Here is a 25222-nt window from a genome sequence, read left to right as displayed (position 1 = left end):
TTCCTTTAAGCTAATTTATTTGTATCATTAGATTCAATAATTGCATTTGACTGATCTGCTGGATGATAAAGAGGTCCTTTTAAACCACAACCTAATAAGGTGAAAATAACTAAAAAAAGAGAAAAGAGTTTTAGAGCGGATTTCATAAAATATTCGCAATTTAATCAGATTTATAATGCAGACTATATTACACGATAGCCATATTCGTGCAAAGATCAAATCTTTAAGTTTTCTAAGCATGATACAAAAAAAATTTGCATAATTTTATGCTATTGATAATAAAAAGTTATATAAAAATTTAATATAAATTACAACACTTACATCATAGTATCGCTAAAATTTAGTTCAATTAATCATAATTATTTTATTATTGATAATCAGAGAGTCTAAAAATAAAATTATAATTGCAATTAATAAATTTAAAGCTGCCATAATTGGATTAATTATATATCTTCAAATGATATATAAAGAATATCAATGCTCCATTTCTAAAATTCATGAAACATAGAATATTGATAATTTATGATTAGATAAAAATTAACTAAACAGGACAAATTCGGCATTTTCAGCTATGGTTTTGAGCCGTTTTTGAGCTGTTATAATGTTTTCTCTCCATTTATGATCTTTTGCCCACATTTCAATAACAAGCGGAGCAGTATAATTTATCTGTTTTAGTATTTTAAATATAGCAAGAAAATCAACCTCCCCCTCACCAATAGTTAAATCTCTAAACTGACCAGAATAATTAGCTTTAACCTTATAAGTATCTTTTAGATGTATTTGAACAATGTGCTCTCGACTTAACATAAGCTCTGTACAGACATCATAATTCCAACCAGAAATGTTCCCTACATCTGGGTAAGCCATAAAATAAAGAGAATTGACTTCTTTTTTTAGAATTTCAAACTTACAGAGTGAATTGAGATAACTAGTATCCATGATTTCAACGGCAAGCATTATCCCCATTTTTTCAGCCTGTTTCGCTGACCACTGCATTCCCGCAATAAATCGCTGGTGAGTCTGTAAATTGGCTGGTTCATAATAAACATCATATCCAGCTAATTGAATTACCCTTATTCCTAGTTTATAGGCGAGCATCAGTGCTTTATTCATAATAACTTTGGCTTGCTGACGTACGCTTTTATCGGCAGATCCAAATGGAAATTTACGATGAGCACTTAAACACATAGAATGCAATGGTAGTCCATATTGTTCACATAATCGCTTTAATCGATAAATTTCATCATCTGACCAATCAAGTCTTGCTCTTCGCTGTTCTGATTCATCAATTGATATCTCGATAAAATTAAATCCTAATGTTTTCGCTTCGTGCAGTTTTTCTTGCCAAGTAAGTTCATTAGGTAATGCCTTTTCATAAATACCAATATAATTAGATTGATTGGTCGGATTGATTGCATATTTTGCCATAATAAAACCTAATAATATTTATTTGAACATCAAATATGCAGTCATTTTACTGACTGCATCGCATCTATTACCAATATTTAGCAATTTGCTCTCTTAAAGCTTGAGCAGTTTGCTTACCATTTTCACTAGCAAGAGCTCGACCAGCAATAAAGGCTTTGGTTTTAATTCCTGCAAATAGGTGAATATCTTCAGGAATAATTCCGCCCGTTATGGAAAGTTCAAGACCTAAATCTGACAATTGTCGCATTTTAACCAAATCATCCTTTCCCCAGCCAATACCAGCTAATTCAGCATCACGAGAACGGTGATAAATAGCCTGTTTAATACCTAATTTTCGCCACGCTTTGGCATCATCAAAAGTCCAATGTCCATATAGTTCAATTTGAATTTCACCTTTGAAATCATCTGCCACTTTTTTACATGCTTCAATAGTGGCAATATGTGCTGCTGCTGATACAGTTAACCAATTAGCACCTGCATTAAAAGCCATTTTTGCTAAAATAGCTCCGCCATCAGTGGTTTTCAAATCACACACTAAGATATGATTAGGATACAGTTGCCTTAAACATCTAACACTTTCCATTCCACCACCAAAAGCAAGAATAGTTCCTACTTCTATGATATCTACAAATCCTGATACGTTTTTAGCAACATCAAGAGCTGATTTTAAGTCTGTTTGATCTAAAGCAATTTGTAATTTTGGTAAAGTCATTTTATTTCCTTAATTTATTTTATTTTGGCCATAATAAGCATTAGCACCGTGTTTACGGAAATAGTGCTTATCGGATAATGTTTGTTGAATTTTAACTGTTTGGTTAAGTTGTCGAGTTGAAATGGCCATCATTGCCACTTCTTCAAGAACTACCGCGTTATGAACAGCATTCGAAGCATTTTTACCCCAACAAAAAGGCGCATGACCTGAAACAATCACACCAGGCATAGCACTAGGATCAATAGCTTTACGCCTAAATTCTTCAATAATGACTAAACCGGTATTTTTTTCATAATCTGTAGCAATTTCACTATCAGTTAGTCGACGAGTACAAGGTACATCACCATAAAAATAATCAGCATGTGTAGTGCCTAGTGCTGGTATATCCAATTCAGCTTGCGCCCAAACGGTTGCATATCGCGAATGAGTATGGACAATCCCACCAATATTTGGGAATGCTTTATAAAGTTCAATATGTGTAGCTGTATCACTAGAAGGGTTTAAATGACCCTCTATTATTTCACCCGTTAATGACACAATGACAATATCATCAATAGCCATATCACTATACTCAACACCAGAGGGTTTAATAGCTATCACCCCATTTTTACGATCAATTTCTGAAACATTACCCCAGGTAAAAGTGACAAGATGATATTTGGGTAATAATAAGTTAGCTTGTAATACTCGGTCTTTTAAAGCTAGAAACATATTTAACCTCCATTCAATGCCTGATCGATGACAGCATAGACATCTTCTTTCGTGTTACAGCATCTTAATTTATCTAAATCAATACCTGTTTCACTATTTTCATCCTCTACGATTTTTATCACTTCCATCAAACCTTCCATATGCTGATCAGATGTACTGCCAGCAAGCGTGACAAGTACATCAACAGGTGCAACTTCACCGTCAAAATATATTGGATTTTTCAAGGTAACTAACGCAAAAGCAGTGCGATTTACACCATCTTCAGGTCTGGCATGTGGCATAGCGAGATTTGGAGCAATAATAATGTAAGGTCCCATTGTGTTAACACAATGAATGATTGCTTCATGGTAAGATGATTCAATTGCATTAGAAGCAATAAGCATATCAGTACCTAACTTCACCGCCTCTTGCCAATTATTAGCGTCTGCTTTTAGTAAAATAGAGTTATTTTCAATTAATGATTCTTTGAAAGCCATGTTAGCCTCCTTTTTAGTATATTTTGTCTATTTAGCATTAACTTTATTGATAATCTCGATGAGTTCATCGCCAAATGTTTGTGGATTTAACATATTTTGTACACCTAATGCATGTTGTCCTTCATTAACTTCAATTTCATGAATTAAATGCTTTGAAGCAACAATAATGTCAACGTTAGGCAATCGTGATTTGTAATCCGTAACTGCACATGAATCCATAATATTTGGAATACCTTTTTTATCTAGATAGTTAGCTATTTTCATTTTCATCATCATTGACGAGCCTTGACCACTACCACAGACAGCAAGAATACGTATCGGTTGACCTTCACTGATTGCTACTTCATCCATTTTTTCAACAACAGCTTCATTAATATCTTGGCTAACATCGTTGTCTTCTAGTCGATTTTTTTGTAATGCTTCTTCTGCTCGTAATCTTTTTGCAGCAAAAAACATATACACCAGTGCTAGTCCGATTAGTAAATAAATGAATAAATGAGAGAAAGATAAGCCTTGTAAAATTGGAGGAAATAAAATTGCCCAATCAGCCATTCCCATCCATGAATCAATTGGTGTGCCATGTTGAGCAAAAATATTAATTACCCACGCCGAACCCAATACTTCTATCATTCCCATCACAAAACAGATTTTCATTACTGCTTTCCATCCACCAAAATGGTTAGCGAATACCCCTATTGTTGCATTTGAAAAAAACATCGGGATAAATCCAGGAATAATCATGATTGGAGATTTAAAAATCAGTAATAGTGCAATAGCTAAAAATTGACCTAATGCGCCCCATATAAAACCGAATACCATTGCATTAGGAGAAAATGCATAAATAGCAGCACAATCGATAGCAAGAACCGCATTCGGAATTAATTTTTCAGAAATGCCTTTAAATGCTTCGGATAACTCTGCTACAAACATTCTTACACCACCAACAATAACCTGAATTGCGACAGCAAATTTAAGTCCTGTTTCAAAAATATAAATAGTCCAATGGGTTGATCCAGCCATTGTTTGTAAGTTATCTAAGCCAAATGAAAGTAAAATAATTCCGAAAAATATCGTCATAACTATTGTAGTTGCAGCAATACTATCGTGAAAAATATGTAACCATTTAGGTAGTTTTAAATTATCAACAGAATCATTTTTGTCCCCTAATTTTGGCGCTAACTTAACCGCTATCCATGAACCAAACTGTTGTTGATGGCCTATTGAAAAACCTGCTCCTCCAGTGACTGCTTCGGTAGGTTTAAACATCATATTCGAGAATATCCCCCAATATAACGCAGTGATAATTGATGAATAGATAATGGTTTCCCACATGCTATAGCCAAATAAGAAATAAAACAGTGTAATTAAACCAACTTGTTGAAACATAATATGGCCAGTTAACATAATCGTTCTAATACCAGTTAAACGACGAAAAATAACAAGTAGGATATTAATAGCTAATGCCAGTAAAACAGCATAGCCAACCCATGAATAGTGTTCACCCATGCCATTTTCCACCGCAACCATAGAAGCATATGTATCAATGATTGATCCTGTAATACCATGATATTCTGAAAGTTTGGCAATAACAGGTTTAAAAGTTGAAACTAAAACACCTGAACCAACTTGTAATAACATAAAACCAACAATGGTTTTAATCGTACCTTTTAAAATAGTCGTGATATCTTTACGTAAAAGGCAATAACCTAACATGGTGACCAACCCTAATAATAAAGGTGCCTTTGTCATAACCTGACTATAAAAAATATAAAATATGTTATAAATTACTTCCATATGTCCCTCTCATTGGTTATCGACATTTCTAACGTTAACGTTATTGTTTAGGTATCTATAACCTTCAAATGTCTTTTATATAATTACCTATCGCAAAACTCATAGATGGAACTTCAACCTATTTAATATTATTCAGTTCGCTGAATAACACTTGTTATATTCCACAATCAAAAATAATCATTCAATGATTGTTTATGATTATTTTGATATTGATCACTTTTCTAAACTTATTGACTTAGCAATTGTGACATTCATCACATTATCTTCAAAAAACAGAAGCAAAACCTAAAAATATAACTATTATTATCAATATATTGAACTTATGATTATTAATATTGATATTTAAATAATTGACAAAATACAAAATGATAACTAACATCATTTTCAATCAAATTTAATCATATTAAATTAATAAGAGGGAACAATGAACGAAATATCACGCCACAACGAAATAGTGGCAATGGTTAATGAAAAAGGGATGGTAAGAGTTACTGAATTGGTTTCTTATTTTGCAATATCACCAGCGACAGCCCGTCGAGATATTACAAAACTCGATCAGGACGGAAAAGTAAAAAAAGTTCGTAATGGCATTATGCGAATAGAAGTACAAAAACCAATTTGGGCACCGATAGGAAATAATAATACCGATCATTATCATGAAAAAGCACGTATTGCCATAAGAGCGGCAAAATTGTGTGGAAGTGATGAAAATATAGTTATTAATTGTGGTTCAACAGCATTTTTATTAGGTCGTGAATTATGTGGTAAAAATGTTTCGATCATTACCAACTACTTTCCTTTAGCTTGTTACTTGATTGAACATGATCACGAAAACGTCATCATTATGGGAGGATTATATAACAAAACACAAAACATTATTCTCAATCCTATAGCAAATATAACTGATTCTTATGCAGGAAAATGGATGTTTACAAGTGGTAAAACATTAACACCCAATGGGCTGTATAAGAATGAAATACTAGGAGCAGTGGCTGAACAACAAATACTTGAAAAAATTGAAAAATTAGTAGTCGTTGTTGATAGTTCTAAAATAAATACTAAAGCTAATTCTGGTATGCTTTTTTGCCCAGTAACTAAAATTGATATTTTAATTACTGGTAAACAAGCAAATAAGGAAGTAATTGAAAAGATAAAGGAACAAGGTACTGAAGTGATTTTAGTTTAAAAACGCAAATATAGAAGGAATAAAGTATGAGTAAAGTGAACGAAATTACCAGAGAATCATGGATTTTAAATACATTTCCTGAATGGGGAACATGGCTTAATGAAGAAATAGAAACGACCGAGGTTAAACCAAATACATTTACCATGTGGTGGCTTGCTTGTACTGGAATTTGGTTAAAATCTGCAGGTAATACAAATATTTCTGTCGATTTTTGGTGTGGTACAGGTAAAAAAACTCACGCAAATCCATTCATGAATAAACAACATCAAATGATGCGAATGGGAGGAGTAAGAGAATTACAACCTAATTTAAGGACTAGCCCATTTGTCCTCGATCCTTTTGCAATAAAAGAGATTGATGCAGTTATGGCAACCCATGACCATGCCGATCATATTGATGTTAATGTTGCAGCGGCAGTCATTCAAAATTGTTCACCGAAAGTAAAATTCATCGGCCCTAAAGCCTGTGTTGAGCTATGGAAAAGCTGGGGAGTTCCAGAGGATCGTTGTATTGTTGCTAAGGTAGGAGAAACCATTGAAGTTGGTGATATCACAATTCGCGTATTAGACTCTTTTGATAGAACGTCATTAGTAACCTTACCTAAAGGTGTATCATCCACTAACAAATCAATATTAGATAGTATGGATGATCGCGCTGTAAATTACCTATTCGAGACTTCTGGTGGTTCACTTTATCATTCTGGGGATTCACACTATTCTAATTATTATGCAAAACATGGTAATGATCACAAAATTGATGTTGCACTGCTATCTTATGGAGAAAACCCTAGAGGGGTGACGGATAAAATGACATCTTCTGACATTTTACGAGCAGCAGAATCATTAAAAACGGAAATCGTGATACCTTTCCATCATGATATTTGGGCAAATTTCCAAAGTGACCCTCGTGAAATAGAAGTACTTTGGCGAATGAAAAAAGATCGTCTTGAATATCAATTTACACCGTTCTTTTGGCAAGTTGGTGGGAAATATACATATCCAACTGATAAGCATAAAATGAACTATCAACATTATCGCGGATTCAGAGATATTTTTACAGATGAACCTGAGCTGCCATACCGTTCATTTTTATAATTAAAAAGCTAACTAATGTGGACTAGAACAACTTTCTATGTCCACTTTTTTATTGTTCTTTTCTATTTTGTTATATCCTATTGAGAAAAGAGATTTCAACAAAACAATAATCACTAATATTCAAAACTAAAAGCAATTTGTCAAAATAAGAACAAGATTAAGCATTGATATATTTTTGTCGTTCCGGAAGCCAACAATCAATAAGTTGCTTAGCGCACTCCGGAGACTCGCTGAAGATAAGATATGATGCTTTTTGTACCTCACTTATTAAATGCTGATCACGGATTAAATCAACGATTTTAAAATTCGCTTCCCCCATTTGCCTAGTCCCTAAAATTTCACCACTACCTCTAATTTCAAGATCTTTTTGGGCAATCACAAAACCATCATTACTTTCACGCATTACTCTCATGCGAGCCTGAGCAATTCTACTTAATGGAGCTTGATACATTAACACACAATGTGAAATTGCACTGCCGCGTCCCACCCTACCTCGTAATTGATGTAGTTGAGCAAGTCCTAAACGTTCAGCATTTTCAATGATCATTAAGCTCGCATTGGGCACATCGACCCCAACTTCAATAACCGTTGTCGCAACTAAAAGTTGAACCTCTCCCGCTTTGAAAGCCTGCATAACAGATTGCTTTTCATCAGATTTCATTTTGCCATGGACAAGTGCTATATTTAAGTGTGGTAACCTTTCTTTCAATTCCTCAACTAACATTTCAGCCGCTTGAGCATCCAGAGTTTCTGATTCTTCTACTAAAGTACAAACCCAATAAACCTGACGATGACTTAAACAAGCTTGATTAACCTTATCGATAATTTCTTCTCGACGGGAATTAGGAATAACAACAGTGGTAACAGGGGTTCGTCCCGGAGGTAATTCATCAATTATTGAGACATCCAAATCTGCATAAACTGTCATTGCCAACGTTCTTGGTATTGGTGTTGCTGTCATGATTAATTGATGTGGATGTATGGCATTTTTAATACCCTTTTCCCACAAACTTAACCGTTGATTCACGCCAAATCGATGTTGTTCATCAATAATAACCAGCCCCAAATTGAAAAATTCAACTTTATCAACAAACACCGCATGGGTACCAACTAACATCGTGATTTCACCTTGCTTTAAAGCCTCATATCGCTGCTGCTTATTTTTAGCTGTTAATCGACCAGATAACCAATCTACAGTAATACCTAATGGTTCAAACCATTGTTTAAAATTATTAAAATGTTGCTCTGCCAATATTTCGGTTGGTGCCATTAAAACAACTTGATGATCATTCTCTATCGCATTCAAGGCTGCCATAGCTGCAACTAAAGTTTTACCTGAGCCGACATCTCCTTGCACTAGTCGCATCATTGGAATATGCTTTGTCATATCTTGATAGATATCTTGTACAACTCTTTGTTGAGCGTGAGTTGGATTAAATGGTAATGAAGCTAGAAAAGGCAAAATCAATTGCTGATTACTGTGCATTGAATAAGCATGTTGCTTTTGATTATCTCTTTTAATCATTAACATGCTTAAATGATAGGCAAGTAACTCTTCAAATACAAAACGTTTTATAGCTGGGTGCTCACCGACTAATAACTGATCAATATCAGTCGTAATAGAAGGATTATGAATGATATTCAATGCATCTAAAATAGGTAAATAATTTTGATTTAATGAATCAGGTAATATTTCATTTGGTAAATTGTTTTTCAGTAAAATTAATGCCGATTTTATCATTTTACGGATCACATTTTGTGTCAATCCATATGTAGAAGGATAAATAGGTGTAAATCGCTCTTCATTTAAATCGCTTAGCGAAGCTTGTTCAGCTTTATTCGCTTTGATCTTAAATTGCGGATGAATAATTTCTAAATTAGTTTTACCGCTTTTTATTTCACCATATGCACTTATCCATTTTCCTACTATCATCGACGCTTTCATACCTGCATTAAAATGCATAAAACGTAAAATAGCGATTCCAGAATCATCTTGAATATAACATAACAGCATTTGACGACGCTTAAAAATAATCTCTGTTTTAATTATGCAACCTTCAATAGTGGTATATTCGCCAACTGTAGCATCACCGATAGCGCAAGAAGAACTTCGATCTTCATAACGGAGAGGAAAATGTAATAGCAGATCTTGAATGGTTTTAATGCCTAGTGCATGGAATTTACTTTCTAAACTAGCACCAATACCAGCTAATTTGATTAGTGGTATATGGTTTAGTAAACGATCAGACATGATAATTAATTAATATTACGTATCACACTCACTACATCTTGTTGTAGTGATAACTTTCTAATTAAATCATTTAATTGTTGTGAGTTTTTAACTTCAAGCTGCAAAATAATTGTATAAATTTGCCTATCTTTTTCTTCGGTATTCAACCACTGAATATGAGCTTTTTCGTCATTAATAATCGAAAGAATATGACCTAAAGTGCCTTGACTATTAATAATATCTATCCAAATCTCAGCAACAAATAGTTGTTCGATATTTGGTGCCCACTTAAGTGCAATATATTTTTCTGGGTTATTTTGATAACCACTAATATTGCGACATGATTCATGATGAACGGTTAAACCTTTTTCAGGGCTAACATGGCCAACAATCGGATCATTAGGAATAGGATGACAACATTTTGAAAAGGTCACTAAAACGCCTTCACTACCGGTAATAACTAGGGTTTTATTGGTATCAGATTGATTAGATAAAAGCGCTTTATGTTCTAAACCTTTAACAATAAAATGGGACATGATGTTACCAAGACCAATTTCGGCTAATACATCATCGAAGCATGTTAACTTGGTTAACTCAACAATACGATCTTTCTGTTTGAGTGTTAACGATTCAATACCACCTGATTTAATTAACGCTAAATTAAGTAGACGACGCCCTAACTCAATTGCATCTTCTCTTTTTAATGTTTTTAGTGCTTGGCGAATACGAGATCGTGCTTTAGCACTAACGACAAAATTTAGCCAGCTAGCATTAGGACGACTTTCTGGCGAAGTTATAATTTCGACAGTTTGGCCATTACTTAAAGGTTGAGAAAGCGGATAAGGTTTACGATCAACTAACGCACCAATACATTGGAAACCAATATCAGAATGCACTGCATAAGCTAAATCAACTGCTGTTGAGCCTTCAGGTAATTGGACGATACGACCTTTTGGAGTAAAAACATAAATCTCTTTTGGAAAAAGGTCTGATTTAACATTTTCAATAAATTCAAATGAATTACCAACACTTTGCTGAAGTTCTAGCAAACTTTGCATCCAGCGTTGGGCTTTAATCTGAGTGGTGGTATTGTTTAACTCATCATTTTCATTATAAATCCAATGCGCAGCAACGCCCATTTCCGCCATTTGTTCCATGTCTTCAGTTCGTATTTGAACCTCTACCGGGGTACCATGCGGACCAATTAATGATGAATGCAATGATTGGTAACCATTAGCTTTAGGAATAGCAATATAATCTTTAAAACGATTAAGGCGTGGTTTATATAAATTATGCACTAAACCAAGTGCACGATAACAAGCATCAACATCTTCCACTACAATTCGGAAAATATAAATATCCATAATTGAATGAAAATGTTGTTCACGCAGTTGCATCTTCTGATAAATCGCATAGATATTCTTTTCAAGCGCTTCTACTTGAGCATCAATACCTGCATCTGCTAGACGACTTCGTATTTCGGAGAGAATTTGTTGGATCAGTTCTTTTCTGGTACCTCGAGCAATTTTAACCACTTTTTTAAGAACCTTAGCTCGATTAGGATGCATAGCAGTAAAACCAAGTATTTCAAGCTCAGTTTTAATATGATGAATGCCTAAACGATGAGCCAATGGCGCATAAATCTCTAAAGTTTCTTTAGCAATACGGCGACGTTTATCTGGTCTTAAAGCACCAAGAGTACGCATGTTATGCGTTCTATCAGCTAATTTAATTAAAATTACTCGCACATCTTCGGTCATGGCTAAAACCATTTTCCGAAAATTTTCAGCTTGAGCTTCTTGTCGATTTCTAAATTTTAACTTATCAAGTTTTGAAACCCCTTCCACTAAAACTGCAACATGCTTACCAAATTTCTGCGTAATATCTTGGAAGGTTACCGGTGTATCTTCGATAGTATCATGCAAAAGTGCAGCGATGATGGTTTCATAATCTAGCCGCATATCAGCTAAAATGGCTGCAACAGCAACTGGATGGGTTACATATGGTTCACCGCTACATCGGAATTGCCCTTCATGTGCTTGCTTAGCAAAGAGATATGCAGCTTGGATCAATTCAACTTGCTTGACAGGAAGATAAGATGCAACTACCTCTTTTAAGCTTTCAAAATATTGCATGGGCAATTCTCAGCAATGTTTATTCGTATGAAGGAGTATTTTCTAAAAGTACCGTTTCATGAAGGGCTGTACGCACTTCTGATTCTTCATCTTGACGAGCTTGGAATTCAGCAGTATCAAGAATTTGTTTATTGACAAGTCCATCTTCAATTTCGCGTAAAGCAACCACAGTTTCTTTATCGTTTTCTTCTGGAATTAGTGGCGATTTATTTTCGACTTGTAATTGACGAGCACGTCTTGCGGCAACTAAAACGAGATCAAAGCGATTACCAATTTTTTCTACTGCATCTTGGACAGTTACACGAGCCATTTTTACCTCTAATATTTTAACTTATATGCTTCAATTGAAAGATCCGCTATTCTACTTAATTTTGTAGCGAATTGTCCATAACTAATATTACTATGTTATGCAAAATTCACTATTTTTGATAAATTAAAATAATAAATATCTATTCCATTACCTCTAGCCAAACATTAGCACCTATTATAGGCATATCTAAAAGGTAACGTCGTAAGCCATCCAACGCAATTGCTGCCAAAACTTGTTGCTGCGTTCTTTTGCTTTGACTTCGACCAATATACTTTAAGTTGAAATGCAATACTTTTTTTAATGTTGCAATAATTAAAGTAAATTGACTATTCTTTTCTTGAAAATTGATAATACCGATCGCAATATTAGCACCATGTTCTTTTAATAATTTTGTGAAATAACTGCTCGGATCATCCAATAATAAAGGTACAATCTCTGATTTTATGACAGGCGCATCAGCTTCGAGCAATTGATAACTAATCATCCCCACTGATTGCTGTTCAATAATAACGACAGATTGATTTTTATCGTGCAATAATTTTGATACCACATGAGCCAATCCTGACTCATCTGATTCATTTAATACACCTTCATAAAGCAAATTAGCATTAACAATCGATTTAATTTGTTGCCATAGCTTATCCATTTCATTTTTTTGGCTTTCAGGACCCGTTAATTTTAATTCAATAATAGGCATTGCAGCACGATAACCTATCGTGATATTTTCTGGAATCTCGAGTACGGCGTCAATTTCTTGTGCTAAATCGCTTTCAGTTCGGCCCATTGTTGTTAATCGATAACAAAGTTGGCTCTCAGTCAGTGGATAGTTGAACTTGATCTCGGGGAGAATCTCATTTTGAATCATTTGTTTAAATTCAGAAGGTACACCAGGAGTAAAGAATAATAGACAATTATTCAGCTTCATTTTAAAACCGCATGCGGTACCAATAGGATTATCAATTAACGTCGCACTTTGAGGTAACATAGCTTGTTTAATATTACTTGCAGGCATAGCCCTACCACGATTAAGAAAATAACGCTCAAGTGACTTAAGCCATTCTTCGTGTAAAACTAACGATTCATTATTAGCCAGTGCGGCTGCTTGAGCACTAAGATCATCACTAGTCGGCCCTAATCCACCATTGACAATTAAAATGTCATTTTGCAAACTACGCTCTTGCAAAGTATCAATCAGCGTTGATAAATTATCCCCTACTGTATGACGAGAAGTAATGATAATACCCTCTTGAAACAGAAAATCAGATAACCATGCAGCATTAGTATCAATAATTTGACCATATAAAACTTCATCACCGGTACTAAGCATTTCAATTTTAATACGATCTTTGATGTTAGCCATAATTACCCTTAGTTAATTAAAAATGATTATTCAATGTTTAGTTAATAACTTCTTCATCCTCTTTACTATCCATATGCTCCTTACTTTGCACTAATCGCACAGCAAAATAGAGGTCATAAGCAAATTCGATATAATCACTATCTAATTTAAGATTCATCTGTTTAAACCAATTTTTTAATGTTTTGCGTCGACCAGCCAAAATTAGCACAACATTTCTAACTTTTAATGAATTTACCAATTCATCAATACCCGTCAACACACTAACATCTTTATAAGTAAAACAAGGTATCGCATCGACAATGACATAATTGATCGGATCAGCAGAATCATCAATATAATTGATGATTCTACGCTTAAAATAGGCAATATTAAAATAAGTAAGTGGCGAATTAAATCGATAAATCATAGTATTACTCAATGGTTTGACATCTGAACCAATTGAATGAATTCGACCACCATCATCAACACCTAATAGTTGATCATTCGGTCTAAAAACACGACGTAAAAATAAAAATAATCCTAATAAAACCGCCAGCGCCATCCCCGGAATAATACCAATAACTAAAACTGAAATAAGTGTAGTTAAACTTAAATAGAATGCATCGCGATCAAATTTAAAAAACCGAATAATGGTTTGAAAATTAATAAGTGACAACGAAGAATAGATGAGAATCACGCCTAATACGCAGGTAGGAATGTATTGTAATGGAGATAAAAAGAACAACACTACAAAACCTATTAAAACAGCTGCTATGATTGACACTAATTGGGTTTTACCGCCATTAGCATCATTAACAGCTGTTCGAGATGAAGTACCACTAACAACAAATCCTTGGGATAACCCAGCAACTATGTTGGCCATACCCAATGCTTTAAATTCCACATCGGCATTGGTTTCATAATTATTTTTAGAAGCAAAACTACGTACCGTTATCATCATACTAACAAAACAGATAACGGCAATATTAAGAGAAGGAACGACTAGATTTCGCATTAAGCCTTTATCAAAATCTAACCATGATTCTGCTGGAATGAAATCACTGGTCACGCTACCAATAATCCGAACGTTATATTGTTCAAAATTAAACAGCCATGAAAAAAAAGTCATAATAATGACCGCAAACAGTGGTGCCGGATAACGTGGTTTAAATTTTTTTAAAGCTACCAATATTACTAAAGTAAAAAATGATACTAACGCAGTTAATATATGAATTTGTGATATCTTTAAAGGAAAATAAACAATCCGCTCAATCAAATAAGAGTAGTCATACTGAAATCCCAATGTTTTGGCGAGCTGATCAACCATAATCGTAATTGATATACCATTTAAAAGACCAATTAAAATCGGTTGGCTTAATAAATCAGCTAAAGCCCCTAGGTGAAGTTTACCGGCAATTAGACACCAAATACCAATCATAATGGTTAATAATACAACTAATTGCCAACGCAAAACGGGATCATTAGCAGCTAAAGGGAAAACTACAGCGGCTACAACTGCACAAGTTGCTGTATCTGGCCCAACGATTAATTGTTTAGAAGAACCAAATAGTGCATACACAATCAGTGGCAAGATGGTCGAATATAAGCCAGCAATTGCTCCCACGCCAGTCAGTTCAGCATATGCTATTGAAACTGGTAACGAAACCGCAGCTACTGACAATCCAGCTTTAATATCAAAATTGAGATATTCTCGCTTATAATGCAATAAACTCATCAGCCCAGGCATCCAAAAAATGATTTTTTGGAATAATGCACTATTAGTAAACTTTCCCATGTTTAATTACTTTCCTGCTATACTCATTTTCTCAATCAATATTGAACCACATTGTATATTACTTCTTGTTTCAATATCATTACCTATCGCTACAATATTCTGATATATTTCTTTAAGATTACCGGCAACGGTAATTTCATTAATTGGATATTGGATTTTACCATTTTCAACCCAAAAACCTGTAGCTCCACGCGAATAATCACCGGTCACATTGTTAACACCTTGTCCCATTAATGACGTAATAACAACGCCTTTATCTAGTTTTCTTAACATTGCAGTGAAATCAGCATCAGTTTGGCTTGGTGAGACTAACCAATTATGTATACCACCTGCATGTCCAGTAGATTTCAAACCCAGTTTTTTGGCTGAATAATTACTTAATAAATAAGTTTGCAAAATACCTTGTTCAATAATATTGCGCTTAACAGTTCTCGTCCCTTCACTGTCAAATGGTGAAGAACCTACTCCTCTTAAAATATATGGGTCTTCCAAAATTGTCAGCCAAGCGGGAAAAATTGCTTTTCCTACACTATCCAACAAAAAAGAAGACTTTCGGTAAATCGAACCACCACTAATTGCGGCAACTAAATGCCTTATTAAACCCACGGCTACTTCAGAACAAAAAAGGACAGGTACTTGCATGGTTGGAATTTGTTTAGCACCTAAATGGGCAACAGCTTTCTCAGCGGCGAGTTTTCCTACCCAAACAGGTGATTGCAGCTCATTAATCTCCCGAGATGAAGTATAGGCATAATTACGCTCCATTTGCCCATTTTGCTCAGCAATCACCGAGCAAGAAAGTGAATGCGAACTGGCACAGTAGCCTTGTAACATTCCTAAACTATTACCATAGACATAAACACCATAACGGCTATTAAAATAACCACCATCACAACTTATTAATGAAGACTCAGTAAGCGCAGTTAGTTCCGTCTGTTTAGCTTGTTCTATTGCATTATCAACATTTAAATCACTTGGATGAAAAAGATCTAAATCGGGAATATCAAATGCCATTAACTCACGATCGCCTAAACCAGAACATGGGTCAGGTGAAGTATATTGCATAATATTGATAGCCATATCCACTGTTTGGCTGATCGCCTGTGGCGACAAGTCACTGGTAGATGCGCTGCCTTTACGTTGATTTTGATAGACGGTTATACCTAATGCACCATCACTATTTAATTCAACATTTTCAGTATCCCCTTCTCTAGTACTGACACTAATACCAGTAGATTGATTAATCGACACCTCTACTGAATCGACCCGAGCTTGTGCTTGTTTGATAGCATCGGCAACAATAGCGGATAGATGTTGTTGTTGGCTTATCGCATCTTTTTTAATTTGTTCAATACTCATTTTATTATTTTCTACAATTCTGCTAGTGATACGTTATAATATGCCAGAATTTAATTTTAGTTAACAAAAGAAATAGCATGAATAACAATCAAGAGCCAAATCTAGAACCCGACTTCAATATAAATCAAGAAGATGATGAAATTATTTACGTTAGTAAAAGTGAAATCAAAAGAGATGCCGAGGTGCTTAAAAAATTAGGTGTCGAACTTGTCAATTTAAGCAAAAATGAAATAAGTAAAATCCCACTTGATGAAGACTTATTATATGCTATTGAATTAGCTCAAAAAATAAAAAAAGAAGGCTATCGTAGACAAATTCAATACATAGGTAAATTACTTAGAAATCGTGATATTGAACCGATTACACAGGCATTGGATAAACTCAAAAATCGCCATAATCAGCAAGTTGCCATGTTTCACCGATTAGAGAAACTACGTGATGAATTGATCGAAACTGGCGATGCTGAATCAATTATGGAGTTATTTCCTACCGCAGATAGACAGCAATTACGCACACTTGCGCGTTCAGCTAAAAAAGAGCTAGCTGCAAATAAACCACCAAAAACAGCCAGACAAATTTTTCAATATTTAAAAGAATTGTGCGAAACAGAGTAAGTTTTTATAATGTTCGCTTTATATTTATGATTAAATACTACTAACTAATAAAAGATAGAGGATACAAAAATGGGACTATTAAACGTACCAGCCGGTAAAGAATTACCAGATGACATCTATGTTGTGATTGAAATCCCAGCGAATGCTGACCCGATTAAATATGAGGTCGATAAAGATACAGGCGCAGTATTTGTTGATAGATTTATGGCAACTGCAATGTTTTATCCATGTAATTACGGTTATATTAATCACACTTTATCACTTGATGGAGATCCAGTTGACGTATTAGTTCCAACTCCATACCCATTACAACCAGGTTCTGTAATTCGTTGTCGTCCAGTTGGTGTTTTGAAAATGACTGATGAAGCAGGTTCTGATGCTAAATTAGTTGCAGTACCGCATACTAAACTATCAAAAGAATATGACCATATTAAAGATGTAGACGATTTACCTGAATTATTAAAATCACAAATCAAACACTTCTTTGAACAATACAAAGCACTAGAAAAAGGTAAATGGGTAAAAGTTGATGGTTGGGATAATGCTGAAGCCGCTCGTAAAGAAATAATTGAATCTTTTGAAAGAGCCAAACAGAAGTAATCCTACCTAAATTATTCAAAAAAGTAATCATTTCTACTGAGTCATAAGAAAAATTTTTTATGATTCAGTTTTTAAACTTTTTTTTACTTTCGAAATAACTTCAATAACTTAGCACCACTACAATTTGTCATTTATCAAATTACACTATTTAATATAAAAATTTTATATAAAACCGCGCACTAAGATGAAAAAATTGTCATTAACATCTTGCTTTCGATTTTAAATTGTGAGGTAATAGTAACGGGCTAACAACAAGAAGCATTTTTATGAAAACGATTAACTTTCTAATTTAGTTCCAGACTAGTTAGATTAGTTTATGAGTGGGTGTATTAATGTTTAGTTAATGCCTAAACTGCCGATAAGGCAAATTATTAATTATTGTTAGGATGTCTAGTAAATGAATAAAAAAACAGGCCAAGTAAAATGGTTCAACGAAAGTAAAGGTTTCGGTTTTATCACTCCAGCCGATGGTAGCAAAGATGTATTCGTACATTTTTCTGCAATCTCTGGTGATGGTTTTAAAACCTTAGCTGAAGGACAACAAGTCGAATTTGCTATCCAAGATAGCCCTCGTGGACCAGCAGCGGCTGAAGTAGTTGTTATCTAATTAAACTTTAATTAAATAATAAAAACAAAACGCCTATTTCTCGAAATAGGCGTTTTTTTTATTAAGGTAGAATATAATTTCTTTATTAGAACTAAAAAAAGCGACACAAGGTCGCTTTTTTGCAATTACAACTGCTTCTAATTATTTAGCAACAACTGCAATTAAGTCTAATACTTTGTTTGAGTAACCAACTTCGTTATCATACCAAGAAACTAATTTAACAAAGTTGTCACTTAATTGGATACCAGCTTTAGCATCAAATACAGAAGTACAAACTTCACCTAAGAAATCTGTAGACACAACGTCATCTTCAGTATAACCAAGAACGCCTTTCATTGGACCTTCTGCTGCTGCTTTGATAGCTTTACAGATGTCTTCGTATTTAGCTGGTTTTTCTAAACGTGCAGTTAAGTCAACAACAGAAACGTCAGGAGTTGGAACACGGAAAGCCATACCAGTTAATTTACCATTTAATTCAGGAATAACTTTACCTACAGCTTTAGCTGCACCAGTTGATGATGGGATGATGTTTTGAGCAGCACCACGACCACCACGCCAATCTTTGTGAGATGGACCGTCAACAGTTTTTTGAGTTGCTGTAGTTGCGTGAACAGTAGTCATTAACGCTTCAACGATACCGAAGTTATCATTAACTACTTTAGCTAAAGGCGCTAAACAGTTAGTAGTACAAGAAGCATTAGAAACGATATCTTGACCTGCATATTCTTTATCATTAACACCCATAACAAACATTGGAGTATTGTCTTTAGATGGGCCAGTTAAAACAACTTTTTTAGCACCAGCTTGGATGTGTTTACGAGCAGTTTCATCAGTTAAGAATAAACCAGTTGCTTCAGCTACAACATCAACACCTACTTCATTCCATTTTAAGTTCGCAGGATCTCTTTCAGCAGTAACGCGGATTGTTTTACCGTTAACGATTAATTTACCGTCTTTAACTTCAACAGTACCGTCAAAACGACCGTGAGTTGAATCATATTTAAGCATATAAGCCATATAATCAACGTCTAATAAATCATTGATAGCAACGATTTCGATGTCAGAGCGTTTTTGAGCAGCACGGAAAACAATACGACCGATACGGCCAAAACCATTAATACCTACTTTGATTGTCATAACAATTACCTTCTTTTTGTTTTAAATGATAAAAATAACTTGCAGTAAACTACCAAATTTTGGGGGCTTATTCAAGACCATTACACATAATTAGGCACGAATTAATCAAATAGTTTTTAACCATAAAAGAAATTATAGACAATATTAAATAAAATCAAATAATTAATGTAATAAAAAATTTTACTCTCAGCATAAAAATAACCACTGCATTAAGTAAAAATAATTCGTTATAATAAGTTGGATTATAAGAATGATACCGCTTCAAATTAAGTAACAATTTCATAGCGAAGATTTTATCGACCATAAACCTAATATATATTATTCTAGCAATAATTTATGCTAGCTTAGCTTAGTTACAAAATTTTACTATCATAAGCCATTTGGCTGTCTGACTATGAGATTCTGCGATAGAAGTTGAAATTGCAATAGATTTGATAAATTGAATTTTAAACATTAAAGAAATAACACTATGACTGATAACCAAGATTTTACCGACCACACACCAATGATGCGCCAGTATCTAAAGTTGAAAGCTGAAAATCCTGATATTTTGCTATTTTATCGTATGGGGGATTTTTATGAGATGTTTTATGAAGATGCTAAACGTGGTTCACAGCTCTTGGATATTTCACTAACCAAACGAGGCTCATCTAATGGTCAACCTATTCCGATGGCCGGAGTACCTTACCATGCGGTTGAAAGTTATTTAGCCAAACTCATTTCACTTGGTGAATCAGTCGCAATTTGCGAACAAATTGGCGATCCTGCAACAAGTAAAGGACCGGTTGAACGTAAAATTGTTCGTATTGTTACTCCCGGTACTGTAAGTGATGAATTATTGTTAGAAGATCGCAAAGACAATTTACTTGCTTGTATTTGGCAACAAAAAGAGCACTTTGGTTATGCAACTTTAGATATGAGTTCTGGACGTTTCTTTGTATTTGAATGTGATAATCCCGAAGCAATACAAGCAGAATTACAACGAACCTCCCCTGTCGAATTACTCTATCCAGAAAATTTCGAATCGCTGTCTTTGATTGAACATCGTCATGGTTTAAGGCGAAGACCTATATGGGATTTCGATCTTGAAACGGCAAAACAACAACTTAATTTACAATTTGGTACTAATGATTTAGTTGGTTACGGAGTTGAGAATTGTCATTATGCATTATGTGCAGCGGGATGCTTATTGCAATATGTCAAAGATACCCAACGTACGGCTATGCCTCATATTCGGTCAATAATTAAAGAATCGCCTGTTGACTTTGTAGTCTTAGATGCAGCTACCAGAAAAAACCTAGAAATTACTGAAAATTTATCGGGTGGTACTGAACATACCGTTGCCGACATTTTAGATAAAACCCAAACCGCTATGGGTAGTCGAATGCTTAAAAGATGGTTGCATTCACCGATACGCAATCTATCTATTTTACACAATCGTCAACAAGCAATAAGTGAATTACAGAATAATATTATCGATTTACAACCATTATTAAAACAAATCGGTGATCTTGAACGAATTTTGGCAAGATTAGCATTAAGAAGTGCACGTCCGCGTGATTTTGCTCGATTACGTGATGCCTACAACCTTTTACCACAACTTCAGCAATCATTGTCTGAACTTAAGGCACCGGCACTCATTGCATTGCGAGCTAAAATCAATCAATTTGATCAAATAGCCGATCTATTAAATCGAGCAATTATTGAATCACCACCAGTAATTATTCGTGATGGAGGTGTCATTGCTAGCGGTTATAATCAAGAGCTGGACGAACTGCGTGATTTAGCAGATGGTGCAACCAACTATTTAGAACAGCTCGAAATTCGCGAGCGTGAAACTTTAGGCATTGATACATTGAAAGTTGGTTTTAATGCGGTTCATGGTTATTACATCCAAATTAGCCGTGGGCAAAGTCATTTAGCACCAATCCATTATACGCGAAGACAAACACTAAAAAATGTCGAACGCTATATTATTCCTGAGTTAAAAGAGTACGAAGATAAAGTTTTAACATCTAAAGGGCGAGCTTTAGCTCTAGAAAAACAACTTTATGAACAACTATTCGATCAACTGATGCCATCATTAGCTGATATGCAAATCAGTGCTGATGCAATTGCGGAACTTGATGTACTAACCAACCTTGCTGAAAGAGCCTTGACGCTTAATTATTATTGTCCAACCTTAACCAATCAAGCAGGTATTGAAATCAAAGATGGCCGACACATTGTAATAGAACAGGTATTACAAAAGCCATTTATTGCCAACTCATTATCATTATCACCAAATAGAAGAATGCTAATTATAACTGGTCCAAACATGGGTGGTAAAAGTACCTATATGCGTCAAGCTGCATTAATCATTCTACTTGCTTATATTGGTAGTTTCGTTCCTGCCTCTAAAGCAATCATTGGTCCTGTTGATCGTATTTTTACACGGATTGGTGCTTCCGATGACTTAGCTTCGGGACGTTCAACCTTTATGGTGGAAATGACTGAAACCGCTAATATTATGCATAATGCGACACCAAATAGTTTAGTTTTAATGGACGAAATTGGGCGTGGAACGTCAACTTATGATGGTCTGTCACTAGCATGGGCATGTGCTGAAAATTTGGCTAACCAAATCAAAGCGATGACTCTATTTGCTACCCACTATTTTGAACTAACTCAATTGCCAGAACAGATGCAAGGTGTTTATAACATCCATTTTGATGCAATAGAACATGATAATACTGTCGCCTTTATTCATGAAGTCTCAGAAGGTGCTGCAAGCAAGAGTTTCGGTATAGCGGTAGCAGGACTTGCAGGAGTACCTAAAACCATCTTAAAACGCGCCAAACAAAAACTAAAAGAGCTAGAAGTCATTTCTAAACAATCAGCTAATAGCTATGTTGAAAGCTCACAACTTACCTTTATTGGCGATGCAGAACCATCAGAAGTCGAACTAGCCCTACAACAGATCGATCCTGATGCACTAACACCAAAACAAGCGTTAGAAACCATTTACCAATTAAAAAAATTACTTTAACTAATCAACAATGATAGTAAATTAATCAAAAACCGCCATTAAATTAATAGTGGCGGTGATAATTTTAGAATTTTGGTTTGAATTATTTCCAAAATTTCTTCTTGGAGGTTTTACCAATACCTGGATTGAAACTATTAGTTGGATCTAACTCATGGTAAAAGTTTTTCAAATCTGAATTAGCATGATACAAATGGCCAACATTATGTTCAGCTGGATATTGCGCTCCACGCTGATCAAGTATCACCAACATCTCCTCTTCCACTTTAGCACAGTCAGTACCTTTTTTTGCCAAATAGTCTTGATGGAACACTGAACAGAAAAAATGACCATAATATAACTTATGAATAAAATGCTGACTAATACTTTCAGGCAAGGTTTCGAACCAATCTTTATCATTACGTCGCAAAGCGATATCTAACGCGACTAAATCCTCAACCGTTTTAGTATGCACATTACGATAAACTGTCGCCGCACCAGCAACGGCAAAACGGTGCAACATTGCGGCTTCTGCCTCTTTATCATTACAACGAAAATAACTGCCATTACGTTTTTCCGTTGAACTGGTAGCAAAATAGTCCTGCAAAAATGCCTCAGCTTCAGCTATGCCTCCATCAGACATTTTTAAAATCAAATGATGTTCATAACGATCACGATAATCACGCATCGATTTTGGCAAATGATTTGGCCACAATTTACAAACAGTCACGGCAAATTTATCGGAAAAACTGCCCGAAATGAAGGGAATTTTACTCATTATTCGATCAACAAAATTCTTCAAAGCATACATGCGAGGTATGTTATCGGTGCCCAATTTTTGGATCGCTAAAAATAGATGTTTACCATATACTGCAGCTATATCAAACGCATCTCGATGAATATACTCACCAGATACTGGTAAATTTTTAAATTGTCCTAAAATATGACGACGAATATCATCCAGTTCATTGGTATTATTCGTGCCAATATAAAACACTGCAGTATTTTCTTCTAATGGAAACGTATCTAATCGCACCGCAAATACCATTAACCGCCCTGCACTACCTGACGCTTCGTAGTGACGAGCTGGATCTGCATTATATCGAGCCGGCGTATCAGCATCGATTTGTCGCACATGATCACAATAATGGTGATCATGCCCTAAACCTGCGTTCGGGTTAACATCTTTATCGGTATAAACACGATTTTGTAGATTTTGTAAAATATCTTCAGGCGTATCGCCTAACTCAATACCTAAATGATTAACCAAATGTAACTGCCCTTGCTCGTCCAATTGAGCAAATACTGCCATTTGAGTATAAGCTGGGCCCCGTTGAATTAACGCACCACCCGAATTATTACAAACGCCACCTAATACTGAAGCACCAATACAAGACGAGCCAATCACTGAATGTGGTCCACGATGATATTTTTTTAGTTCTTTTTCTAAATGAAATAACGTACTACCCGGCAAACAGACAACCTGATCGCCATTTTCAATTACTTGAATACCATCTAATCGACGGGTACTTACAATAACTATCGGTCTATCATAATCATTACCATCTGGCGTTGAACCACCTGTTAAACCAGTGTTAGCTGATTGAGTTATTACAATAACATCAGCTTCAACACAAGCTTTTAAAACTTGCCACTGCTCTAATAGTGTGCCAGGTATAACCACCGCTAATGCATCCCCTAGGCCAAAACGCGCACCTTGGCGATAAGGTAAAGTACGACTTGGATCAGTTAAGGTATATTTATCGCCAACAATACTTTTTAACTTTTCAACAAGGCCTGATGTACTATTATTCACTGTCATTTTGGTTCCCTTATTTAAATTAGAATTAGACAAATATTCAACTCTTCCTGATCATATTATAACCAATTAAATTTATTGAAAAGAGCACATTACACTTTACAGAGAGAAAGGACAAAACTGACACAAAAAGCTAAAAGGAATAAAAATAAAAGATAATTATTAGTGTATAGAGGTGGTATAAAGAATGAAGATTAAAGTTTTATTGAACAATGCATACATTTTTGAGTTTTAAAAATAGCGTTCCTCAACTTTTTTTGCTAAAAAATTCTTTTAGTCGATAAAAATACTTTCCTAAAAAAGCAAATATACGGTGTTGGTTACTATTCTTTTTTAGTTTTTTAAATTCTTGAACTGATTTTATTAATGGTACATCTGTTTTGAATATTTTTTTCGGTTTCTTTGGCTTTCTAATATTTTTATTTTGTATTCGATTTTCAATAACGCCAACAATACTAATCATAATAACAAATAATATGATTAAAAATTCAGAAAAAATAAAGAAAAATACCTGTTCACTATTGCCCCTAATAGTATAAAATCTTGTTGATACTACAGCTGCATAGCTATCTGTGATCGTCAGCAAAAATAGCATGAGAAATAAAAAAACACTTTTCAAATTTAACATTCCTTTGTCACTATATTCTTAAGTGATGACTGAAAATAAGCATACAACAAAGTATAAAATTTGCATATAAATTAGATAATTTTAGATTGTATTTCATTAGAAAAATCATTTAATTTTTCCAATTATATTATATAGGTTATGCAGATAATTTAAACATTGTTGTATTATAGATTTCATAACTTCATAATTAAAAAATATAGTTTAATCGCTTTTATCAATAGACAGGCTATCATTTCAAACTAAT

General features: G+C 34.6%; 21 protein-coding genes. 6 read left to right on the top strand and 15 right to left on the bottom strand.

The genetic code is table 11. The features are described from left to right. Positions 1 to 5 precede the first annotated feature (5 nt). The 6 genes from H3S74_RS00950 to H3S74_RS00925 form a co-directional block, all read right to left on the bottom strand. Positions 6 to 146, bottom strand: a complete 141-nt coding sequence (locus tag H3S74_RS00950) for a lipoprotein (RefSeq protein WP_110448238.1) — start codon at positions 144 to 146, stop codon at positions 6 to 8. A 391-nt stretch (positions 147 to 537) separates the two neighbouring features. Then, complete coding sequence (locus H3S74_RS00945; protein ID WP_198246990.1) at positions 538 to 1428, bottom strand: L-ribulose-5-phosphate 3-epimerase; 891 nt, start codon at positions 1426 to 1428, stop codon at positions 538 to 540. A 67-nt stretch (positions 1429 to 1495) separates the two neighbouring features. Further along, on the bottom strand, positions 1496 to 2140 hold the full coding sequence (locus H3S74_RS00940) for a 3-keto-L-gulonate-6-phosphate decarboxylase UlaD (protein ID WP_086363488.1): 645 nt from the start codon (positions 2138 to 2140) through the stop codon (positions 1496 to 1498). A gap of 9 nt (positions 2141 to 2149) precedes the next feature. Further along, positions 2150 to 2851 carry an L-ribulose-5-phosphate 4-epimerase gene (locus H3S74_RS00935; RefSeq protein WP_110448240.1) on the bottom strand — a complete coding sequence of 234 codons (702 nt, stop codon included), beginning with the start codon at positions 2849 to 2851 and terminating at the stop codon, positions 2150 to 2152. Between the two features lie 2 nt (positions 2852 to 2853). Next, positions 2854 to 3327 carry a PTS sugar transporter subunit IIA gene (locus H3S74_RS00930; RefSeq protein WP_110448241.1) on the bottom strand — a complete coding sequence of 158 codons (474 nt, stop codon included), beginning with the start codon at positions 3325 to 3327 and terminating at the stop codon, positions 2854 to 2856. A gap of 27 nt (positions 3328 to 3354) precedes the next feature. Beyond that, complete coding sequence (locus tag H3S74_RS00925; RefSeq protein WP_232350069.1) at positions 3355 to 5076, bottom strand: PTS ascorbate-specific subunit IIBC; 1722 nt, start codon at positions 5074 to 5076, stop codon at positions 3355 to 3357. A 469-nt stretch (positions 5077 to 5545) separates the two neighbouring features. On the opposite strand from H3S74_RS00925, the gene ulaR reads away from it, so the two are divergent. Both ulaR and ulaG read left to right on the top strand, forming a co-directional pair. Beyond that, the gene (ulaR, locus tag H3S74_RS00920; protein WP_086363484.1) at positions 5546 to 6307 is read left to right on the top strand and encodes an HTH-type transcriptional regulator UlaR; all 762 of its coding nucleotides are present in this window, start codon (positions 5546 to 5548) and stop codon (positions 6305 to 6307) included. 26 nt (positions 6308 to 6333) lie between these two features. Continuing rightward, positions 6334 to 7401, top strand: a complete 1068-nt coding sequence (ulaG, locus tag H3S74_RS00915) for an L-ascorbate 6-phosphate lactonase (RefSeq protein ID WP_198246989.1) — start codon at positions 6334 to 6336, stop codon at positions 7399 to 7401. Positions 7402 to 7558: 157 nt separating this feature from the next. Here ulaG and recG read toward each other — a convergent pair whose 3' ends face one another. The 6 genes from recG to pmbA all read right to left on the bottom strand — a co-directional run bounded on the left by recG (position 7559) and on the right by pmbA (position 16569). Then, on the bottom strand, positions 7559 to 9652 hold the full coding sequence (gene recG, locus H3S74_RS00910) for an ATP-dependent DNA helicase RecG (protein ID WP_198246988.1): 2094 nt from the start codon (positions 9650 to 9652) through the stop codon (positions 7559 to 7561). A gap of 5 nt (positions 9653 to 9657) precedes the next feature. Then, positions 9658 to 11766 carry a bifunctional GTP diphosphokinase/guanosine-3',5'-bis pyrophosphate 3'-pyrophosphohydrolase gene (gene spoT / locus H3S74_RS00905; RefSeq protein ID WP_198221789.1) on the bottom strand — a complete coding sequence of 703 codons (2109 nt, stop codon included), beginning with the start codon at positions 11764 to 11766 and terminating at the stop codon, positions 9658 to 9660. A 19-nt stretch (positions 11767 to 11785) separates the two neighbouring features. After that, a complete protein-coding gene (gene rpoZ, locus H3S74_RS00900; protein WP_034903119.1) occupies positions 11786 to 12076 on the bottom strand; it encodes a DNA-directed RNA polymerase subunit omega in 291 nt (96 codons plus the stop codon). Between the two features lie 139 nt (positions 12077 to 12215). Continuing rightward, positions 12216 to 13436 carry a CinA family nicotinamide mononucleotide deamidase-related protein gene (locus H3S74_RS00895; RefSeq protein WP_198246987.1) on the bottom strand — a complete coding sequence of 407 codons (1221 nt, stop codon included), beginning with the start codon at positions 13434 to 13436 and terminating at the stop codon, positions 12216 to 12218. A gap of 37 nt (positions 13437 to 13473) precedes the next feature. Then, positions 13474 to 15210: a SulP family inorganic anion transporter gene (locus tag H3S74_RS00890; protein ID WP_198199255.1), complete on the bottom strand. Its 1737-nt coding sequence runs from the start codon at positions 15208 to 15210 to the stop codon at positions 13474 to 13476. A gap of 6 nt (positions 15211 to 15216) precedes the next feature. Next, positions 15217 to 16569 (bottom strand): metalloprotease PmbA, encoded by a 1353-nt coding sequence (pmbA, locus tag H3S74_RS00885; RefSeq protein ID WP_198246986.1) that lies wholly within the window; start codon positions 16567 to 16569, stop codon positions 15217 to 15219. A gap of 77 nt (positions 16570 to 16646) precedes the next feature. Between pmbA and yjgA the strand changes: the two genes are divergently transcribed. The 3 genes from yjgA to H3S74_RS00870 all read left to right on the top strand — a co-directional run bounded on the left by yjgA (position 16647) and on the right by H3S74_RS00870 (position 18390). Next, entirely contained in the window at positions 16647 to 17183 is a 537-nt protein-coding gene (gene yjgA, locus H3S74_RS00880) for a ribosome biogenesis factor YjgA (protein ID WP_198246985.1), read from the top strand. A 69-nt stretch (positions 17184 to 17252) separates the two neighbouring features. Further along, positions 17253 to 17783 (top strand): inorganic diphosphatase, encoded by a 531-nt coding sequence (ppa, locus tag H3S74_RS00875; protein WP_065578025.1) that lies wholly within the window; start codon positions 17253 to 17255, stop codon positions 17781 to 17783. Positions 17784 to 18180: 397 nt separating this feature from the next. Next, positions 18181 to 18390 carry a cold shock domain-containing protein gene (locus tag H3S74_RS00870; protein WP_025315032.1) on the top strand — a complete coding sequence of 70 codons (210 nt, stop codon included), beginning with the start codon at positions 18181 to 18183 and terminating at the stop codon, positions 18388 to 18390. A gap of 141 nt (positions 18391 to 18531) precedes the next feature. Here the strand turns inward: H3S74_RS00870 and gapA are convergent, their stop codons facing one another. Beyond that, on the bottom strand, positions 18532 to 19527 hold the full coding sequence (gene gapA, locus H3S74_RS00865) for a glyceraldehyde-3-phosphate dehydrogenase (RefSeq protein WP_086363477.1): 996 nt from the start codon (positions 19525 to 19527) through the stop codon (positions 18532 to 18534). Positions 19528 to 19996: 469 nt separating this feature from the next. On the opposite strand from gapA, the gene mutS reads away from it, so the two are divergent. After that, a complete protein-coding gene (gene mutS, locus H3S74_RS00860; protein ID WP_198246984.1) occupies positions 19997 to 22555 on the top strand; it encodes a DNA mismatch repair protein MutS in 2559 nt (852 codons plus the stop codon). An 82-nt stretch (positions 22556 to 22637) separates the two neighbouring features. Here mutS and dld read toward each other — a convergent pair whose 3' ends face one another. Both dld and H3S74_RS00850 read right to left on the bottom strand, forming a co-directional pair. Next, a complete protein-coding gene (gene dld / locus H3S74_RS00855; protein ID WP_110448250.1) occupies positions 22638 to 24353 on the bottom strand; it encodes a D-lactate dehydrogenase in 1716 nt (571 codons plus the stop codon). A 244-nt stretch (positions 24354 to 24597) separates the two neighbouring features. After that, positions 24598 to 24969 (bottom strand): hypothetical protein, encoded by a 372-nt coding sequence (locus H3S74_RS00850; RefSeq protein ID WP_146208341.1) that lies wholly within the window; start codon positions 24967 to 24969, stop codon positions 24598 to 24600. Positions 24970 to 25222 lie beyond the last annotated feature (253 nt).

The sequence above is a fragment of the Gilliamella sp. W8126 genome, assembly GCF_016102185.1.
GTDB classification, from domain to species: Bacteria; Pseudomonadota; Gammaproteobacteria; order Enterobacterales; family Orbaceae; genus Gilliamella; species Gilliamella apis_A.
The sequence above is the reverse complement of the archived record's forward strand: the minus strand, read 5'-3'. Positions and strand labels throughout refer to the sequence as shown.

Coding starts and splice junctions, on each gene's coding strand:
- H3S74_RS00895 (WP_198246987.1), bottom strand. CDS start 13,436: ATGGCTAACATCAAAGATCGTATTAAAATTGAAATGCTTAGTACCGGT.
- ulaR (WP_086363484.1), top strand. CDS start 5,546: ATGAACGAAATATCACGCCACAACGAAATAGTGGCAATGGTTAATGAA.
- dld (WP_110448250.1), bottom strand. CDS start 24,353: ATGACAGTGAATAATAGTACATCAGGCCTTGTTGAAAAGTTAAAAAGT.
- H3S74_RS00950 (WP_110448238.1), bottom strand. CDS start 146: ATGAAATCCGCTCTAAAACTCTTTTCTCTTTTTTTAGTTATTTTCACC.
- H3S74_RS00935 (WP_110448240.1), bottom strand. CDS start 2,851: ATGTTTCTAGCTTTAAAAGACCGAGTATTACAAGCTAACTTATTATTA.
- H3S74_RS00925 (WP_232350069.1), bottom strand. CDS start 5,076: ATGACAAAGGCACCTTTATTATTAGGGTTGGTCACCATGTTAGGTTAT.
- H3S74_RS00945 (WP_198246990.1), bottom strand. CDS start 1,428: ATGGCAAAATATGCAATCAATCCGACCAATCAATCTAATTATATTGGT.
- yjgA (WP_198246985.1), top strand. CDS start 16,647: ATGAATAACAATCAAGAGCCAAATCTAGAACCCGACTTCAATATAAAT.
- mutS (WP_198246984.1), top strand. CDS start 19,997: ATGACTGATAACCAAGATTTTACCGACCACACACCAATGATGCGCCAG.
- ulaG (WP_198246989.1), top strand. CDS start 6,334: ATGAGTAAAGTGAACGAAATTACCAGAGAATCATGGATTTTAAATACA.
- H3S74_RS00870 (WP_025315032.1), top strand. CDS start 18,181: ATGAATAAAAAAACAGGCCAAGTAAAATGGTTCAACGAAAGTAAAGGT.
- rpoZ (WP_034903119.1), bottom strand. CDS start 12,076: ATGGCTCGTGTAACTGTCCAAGATGCAGTAGAAAAAATTGGTAATCGC.
- gapA (WP_086363477.1), bottom strand. CDS start 19,527: ATGACAATCAAAGTAGGTATTAATGGTTTTGGCCGTATCGGTCGTATT.
- pmbA (WP_198246986.1), bottom strand. CDS start 16,569: ATGAGTATTGAACAAATTAAAAAAGATGCGATAAGCCAACAACAACAT.
- ppa (WP_065578025.1), top strand. CDS start 17,253: ATGGGACTATTAAACGTACCAGCCGGTAAAGAATTACCAGATGACATC.
- spoT (WP_198221789.1), bottom strand. CDS start 11,766: ATGCAATATTTTGAAAGCTTAAAAGAGGTAGTTGCATCTTATCTTCCT.
- H3S74_RS00930 (WP_110448241.1), bottom strand. CDS start 3,327: ATGGCTTTCAAAGAATCATTAATTGAAAATAACTCTATTTTACTAAAA.
- H3S74_RS00940 (WP_086363488.1), bottom strand. CDS start 2,140: ATGACTTTACCAAAATTACAAATTGCTTTAGATCAAACAGACTTAAAA.
- recG (WP_198246988.1), bottom strand. CDS start 9,652: ATGTCTGATCGTTTACTAAACCATATACCACTAATCAAATTAGCTGGT.
- H3S74_RS00890 (WP_198199255.1), bottom strand. CDS start 15,210: ATGGGAAAGTTTACTAATAGTGCATTATTCCAAAAAATCATTTTTTGG.